General features: G+C 40.7%; 4 protein-coding genes and 1 pseudogene. 1 reads left to right on the forward strand and 4 read right to left on the reverse strand.

All coding sequences use genetic code 11. The annotated features are described in order from the left end of the window. The 3 genes and pseudogenes from V7083_RS02260 to V7083_RS02270 form a co-directional block, all read right to left on the reverse strand. A pseudogene (locus V7083_RS02260) lies at nt 1-925 on the reverse strand (MFS transporter); the annotation flags it as partial. Between the two features lie 21 nt (nt 926-946). Next, entirely contained in the window at nt 947-2,254 is a 1,308-nt protein-coding gene (locus V7083_RS02265) for an ectonucleotide pyrophosphatase/phosphodiesterase (protein ID WP_335474936.1), read from the reverse strand. Nucleotides 2,255-2,349: 95 nt separating this feature from the next. Next, nucleotides 2,350-4,410 (reverse strand): hypothetical protein, encoded by a 2,061-nt coding sequence (locus tag V7083_RS02270; RefSeq protein WP_335474937.1) that lies wholly within the window; start codon nt 4,408-4,410, stop codon nt 2,350-2,352. 202 nt (nt 4,411-4,612) lie between these two features. Here V7083_RS02270 and V7083_RS02275 point away from each other — a divergent pair, with 202 nt between their 5' ends. Further along, nucleotides 4,613-5,107 carry a flavodoxin domain-containing protein gene (locus V7083_RS02275; RefSeq protein WP_335474939.1) on the forward strand — a complete coding sequence of 165 codons (495 nt, stop codon included), beginning with the start codon at nt 4,613-4,615 and terminating at the stop codon, nt 5,105-5,107. Nucleotides 5,108-5,291: 184 nt separating this feature from the next. On the opposite strand, the gene V7083_RS02280 is transcribed toward V7083_RS02275, so the two are convergent. Next, nucleotides 5,292-6,249 (reverse strand): APC family permease (locus tag V7083_RS02280; protein WP_335474941.1); only part of this gene is annotated, 958 nt, incomplete at its 5' end.

Below are 6,249 nucleotides of genomic sequence, written 5' to 3' on the forward strand. Positions count from 1 at the left end.
GCATAAGTACAGATAATAACATAGACAAAAATTCCGACCAGCAGCATTGTTTTGCCTTTAAATTTATCGGCAAGCCGTCCATAAAGAATAGCAAACGGGGCGGCGACAACCTGAGTGGCAAATAAGATGATTAACAAATTCGTAGAATCGATTCCCAAATCTGACCCATAGGCGGTTGACATCGTGATTATCGTATTAACCCCATCAATATAAAAGAAATAAGCAATTAAAAATAGAAATAAAGGTCGATACAATTTGATTTTTTTGAACGTATCAAACAACTGTTTAAATCCATTGGAAATCGGGTTTGGAACACGTTCTTTATAATAGATTTGNNAAATAGGCCCCACCACAACGCCGTAATGGCAAAGGAGATTTGACTAGCAACTGTTACTGATAATGGCAATATGTTTTGCTGAGATAAGACAATCAAGGCAATTCCGATGATGAATGGGATTGTGCTGCCAATGTAGCCCAGTGCAAAGCCTTTGGAGGAAATATTATTCATCCTCTCTTCTGTCGTCACATCAACAAGAAAAGCATCATAGAAGATGTTCGTACCGCCAAAGCCAATGACCGTTAGCATATAGCAGATTAAGAGAATCAGCCATTGTTGGCTTGGAACAACCGCGAGCATAAAGGTGAAAATAATACCAAGGGCAAAGAAAAAGGTGAAGAATTTCTTTTTAAAACCTTTAAAATCGGCGATACTGCCCAAAACAGGTGCACAAATGGAAATTAATAGCGTCGCAATCGAATTGGCATATCCCCAATAAGCAGTCGAGGTTGCGGCCGCAATTCCGGCTCCTTTTGCAGCTGCCTTGAAATATAACGGGAACACTGCTGTTGTGATGAGGATGGAGTAGGCGGAGTTGGCCCAATCATAAAACACCCAGCTTTTTTCTTGCTTGGACATTCGGCTCATCGTTTTTCCTCCTTTATGGATTTATCGTTGTAAAATTTCCTCGATCACTTTTCCATCCGTGTCGCCTAAGCTAACACCTAGAAGCCTTGCAAAGGTGGGACCTTCATCAACTAACCTTGCATGCGGCAGAGTAACGTGTTGAATTCCTTTGCCCGCCGCCATGAAAATGGTTCCATATTCCTCCTTGTCTGGTGAATAACCATGGGTGGCCAGGGTGTACTTTTTATCAATATGGGCCACTTCTTTGGTGATCTCTTTGATATATTCCCCCTCATAGTCTTCTAAAAAATAATAACCCCGCTGTGCTTCCAACATAAAAGCACATGCGCCATCAGCCCCTTTTGCAGAGGCTTGTTCTCCTGTTAAAAACGATTCAATTCCCGAATCAGGTTCTTGAATCCATTTTTCTAACAAGGTTTTCAGGATGGAATAAGTCTCTTGGTCATGGCGGTTTTTAAGATAAATATATGCCGAGCCATCACAGGTTTTGCAGTAGGCCTTCCAATCTATTAATTTGCCTTTAGGATTGACCTGGATGAGCTGGTGTTGTTTAAATAAAACATTAGGACTGACAGCTTTATTTTCATCTAAAGCACTATGGTCTCCCAATAGAACAACAGTGGAGTTTTCATAGATTCCGCTTTCTTTAAGGGCTTCTAGAATCCTGCCAAGCCGCTCGTTGTGCCGGTGAATAGCGGCGATGGCTTCCTCTGATGAAAAACCGTGATCATGGCGTTTAGAGTCTAAATCGGTAAAATGAACCATTAAAAGGTTAGGTTTCTTCGTCATAATAGTGTCAACTGTTGATTCCAAGACAAAGTCGTCCAGTTCTGGCTGACTAAGGCTTTTGCGGATATGTCCGAATTTTTTATTTAACTCCCATTGATAGCGGGGAGTGCCACTCATAAGCGAGACAAGGATTTGATTTTGCCATGGGCGGTTTGCGAAGATCTCAGGCATATTATAGTCAATATCCGCTTTCCCGGTGATCGGCCACAACAGGGCGGCGGTTGTCATGTTTGCTTTTTTCACCTCATCATAGAGGGTGGTTCCTTTGATCGATTCTCTGAACCAATTCCAATCGGGGGATGTTCGTCCAGGCTGTAGCAGCGTATTATTGATGACGCCATGACGGTTTGGATAGTTCCCGGTCACGAGGGTGGCATGGCAAGGATAGGTGACAGATGGATAAATCGAATCCACCTTTTCAATATAAGCACCTGTTTTTAAAATAGTTTGAAAGTGTGGTAGTTCCTTGATGATAGGAAAATCTAACGCAGAAAGGCAATCGAACGAAATAATAATTAAGTGCTCAGTAAGTCGTTTCATCGAAAAACCTCCGAATTGAGTAGCAGGTAACTTAATTGTACTATAACTGGCATTAGGTCCGTTACAGAATATTTATAATGTTTTTAAAACAATGTTCATTTGAGAAGAGTGCTGTTGATCCTTGTCCTCGATAAGGAGAGTAAACCAAGATTGTTATTGGTTTCAATGATGGTCTTTCCGTCCAGCAATTGGTAAGATAATTCATCAGTCCAGATAAAGGGTTGATCTGGATCATCTTTGATTCTTACAATGTTGTAGTTTTTGGTACATATTCGCTTTATGATTTTGTTTTTACGTTCCGAGGTGTTCCAGGTAATGACCAGTTTCAAAAATAAACCCCACAATCCAGAAAAACTCATATTTTTCAATGGACTGCTGGTGAATTGAAAAATGGGAAGTTTCCTACCATCATTAAAGGTTACGATTGCATGGATAGCTGCTGCATAATGGACATCTCCGGATAGAATAATGAGTGTTGATGGAATCCAATTAGCTGTTTGTTCTAAAAAAGTGGTGAAGCCCAGCCCGTTATATTTCCATGCTTCGAAATCAAAGGTAGTCTGGACTTCAACTCCCAAAACCCGTAATGGATAAACACCTTTATGTAAAAATGATTCAATCAGTCCCATTCCATAAACGGGTGTTGCTGAAACGATGATCAGTGGAGTGTTGCTTTGCCAGCCGCTGTCTCGAACTTTATTGGTAATGTTTCTCCAGCCGCGTTCGCTTAACAGCAGAGGAGTACTTGCTGTTTCTTCCATCACTTTGCCCATTTTTACAGGAGTTGGGGTAGGATCATCCTCCCTCTGGGTTCTAGTGTCAAGAAAGACCGCTTTTGGATAAGTTGGCGCGACATAATCCCATGAATTGAAATTCCAGAGAGTTTCTATCCAAGATTGATATGATTCGGAGTATATTTTAGGTGATTTCAGATAGGATTTAATTGTTTTGATAAATGAGTGATCAAACGAATCTGGATCATTGCCCCAGCCCTGGAAGGCCCAATAGGCTGTTAAACCATTGGCAATGACATGTCTCCCCAAGGGGCTGTTAGTATAGATGTTGTTTTTCCAAGACTTGGAAAGATTCCAATCATCTGTTATGTCATGATCGTCAAATATCATATAGGTTGGAATATTGGCCAACAAACGTCTTACTTTGAAAAGAGTTTCTTGGAAGGAAACCAGTGCCCCCTGTTGTTCCATATATTTTTGATACAGTTTATTTCTTTCTGCTTTGTGCTCCTTATCCGAATGGATGTCGTGAGGAAATGTAAAATGGATGATCTTCTCCTGTTCTGCTTCTTCAAACGAATGGAATAAGTGGAGTGCTTGGGCAGTCTCCCATAAAGCAGGGCTCCAGGCTAATAAGTACATGGCCGCAAACTCGCCGAGCTCCATTAAATGGTTTTCAGCATGATTGGAAGTAAATTGACAGAAATTTTCCGTGATGTATTGCCGCCCATTTAATTGCTGCAGCCGTTCTTGGAATAGGGGAAGCTTTAGGGTACTGTCAATCTCTTCTAAGGGTTCTCGTTCTCCAATTAATTCCTTGCTAAACGTTGTAATCGTCCGGAAGATCGGATGAGCCACGTCGTCTGCGTAAATTTGGTCTCCCATTAAAAAGAGAGAATCGGGGCGTTTCTCAGGTTTGTTATAAGATTCAACCATGATAGCATCAGCTAGCGATAAGGCATCATCCTCTTCACCATGCAACTTGCGACAGGAGCCGTAAAAAATGGTAGACTCCTTTTGATTTTTTATAAAGAAGGTAGGATATTTGAGCGAACCATAAACAATGGAGTAAGGATGGTTAGGCGATAGTAAATTTAAGCTCTCAAGGGAATGTTGATGTTCACCATCATAAAAATGCAAGTTATAACCAATTAACTCTTCGAAGGGAAATGTCGGTTCCTTTGGATAGAGGCTAAGCAGGTAAATAAACAGTCTTTTTCCTAATTGAATAGATTTTACTTTTAGGCCAGTCTCAAGAAGTATGTAGTTGAACGCTTCCTTCTCATCAGTAGAAGTAATTTTATAAAAATCAGTTGTGATCTTAACCATTCGGCTTGTTGCTACCCACAAACAGACACGTCCTTCCTCGCACCTGCGAACAATCGGCCCTGCAAGTAATAATGGAAAATCTACTGTCTTCACTTTTCCACCTCTTTTACGTTCATTCTTCCTGTCTTTGTTTTAGTATATAGTACCATCCCATTTGATAGTTGTCATAATTTTGCCAATTGTACCGTGAGATTCAGACGTTTTTAAGGATTATACTAAATGTAGTATATTTCCAAATATGTTTGTTTTAGCTGTTTTTTCCGAAAAACCATTAAGAATTTGGAGGGGCATTTTTATGAAGACGTTGCTTGTTTATTGCTCATCCCATGGTACTACAGAAAAGGCTGTAAATATTCTTTGTGAGCACTTGGAAGGAGAAGTGCTTGCCGTTGATTTAAAACGGGATAAAGTGTTTTTCGATTTGCAAGATTTTGAAGGGGTTATTATCGGCGGATCGATTCATGCAGGAGAAATTCAATTAAAGATTAAGAACTTCATTAAAAAACATCATGATGAACTAATAGAAAAAGAACTGGGGTTATTCCTGTGTTGCATGAATGACGGGGAAGTAGCTATGGAACAATTTAATCACGCATTTCCACATGATTTAAGAAAAAATTCTATAGCCATGGGCCTATTTGGAGGTGAATTCCTCGTCTCCAAAATGAACTTCCTAGAAAGACAAATCGTCAAAAAAGTCGCTGGCATCACCGCTGAACAATCCAAACTCGACATTTCTGCCATCATGGAATTCGCCATGCGCTACAACTCCGTCAAAGTCCCTGTATAATAGGTGTGCGTTAACAAGGTCGATTTATAAAGGATACACGTGTCACACCATATTTGAATAGGAGTCAACCAAAAAAACGTTTCTGCGCAAACTTGCAGAAACGTTTTTTGGTGACTATTTGGGTGACAGGCACCATATGTGGACAATTGTCCTCCTGTGGTGGACACCCTGGGTCATAAACGGTTTAACTGGCTTTTTGGCCGGTTGGTTGTTGTTTTTTGCCTTTTAGTTTTAGGTAGATTGGTATTCCTATTATGGTGATGCCGATTGAAAGAAGGGCATCGGTTGGTGAGTTGATTAGGGTGCTGCCTACGATGTAAAGTGCTCCTAGAGTTGCAATCAGTGGTGTGATTGGGTAAAGTGGCACTTTGTATAGGTTTGTTTCTTCTTTTTCTCTTTTTCGAAGTATAAATACTGCGAAGAAGGCTAATCCGTAAAAGATGAAGACGGAGAACATGGCAATGTCTGATAGTTTGTCAGGGTTGGAGACAAGCATCATGATAATGGCGATGGCCATTTGTGAGATGGTTGCCCCAACCGGCGTTTTGTATTTAGGATGCACATATGACAGTGATTTTGATCCAGGTAAGAAGCCGTCTACAGCCATAGCAAATGGAATTCGCGGAAAGGTTAAAATTTTACCGTTTAAACAGCCAAAGATTGACACGAGAATTCCGATTGTAATCAGGTTTCCGCCCAAGTTTCCAAATAAAATCGATGCAGCTGTGCTGGCCGCATTCGGACCTAGTTCCACAATCTTGCTTGCTGGCAACACATGCAGCATGGCGATGTTTACCAAGATATAAGCAGCAATGACGACTGCAATACCAGTTATAATTGCTTTTGGCAGTGTTTTGCCAGGATTTTTCATTTCGCCGGCCATAAATCCGACGTTCATCCAGCCGTCATAAGCAAATAACGTAGCCAACACGGCAGCACCCATACTGATGGAGTGATGGACACCGCTGCCCATATTGAGAATCTGCACATCGCCTTTGAATATACCAAATACGGCAATCAATACGATCGGAATAAGTTTTCCTATGGTTGAGATATTTTGGATCAATCCACCATATTGAGTTCCTAATAGATTCATAAATCCTAAGAATAAAATTGTTATAATTCCAATAATAGTATAGCTA

This window comes from Bacillus sp. JJ1764, assembly GCF_036962145.1.
In the GTDB taxonomy this organism is placed as follows: domain Bacteria; phylum Bacillota; class Bacilli; order Bacillales; family Cytobacillaceae; genus Neobacillus.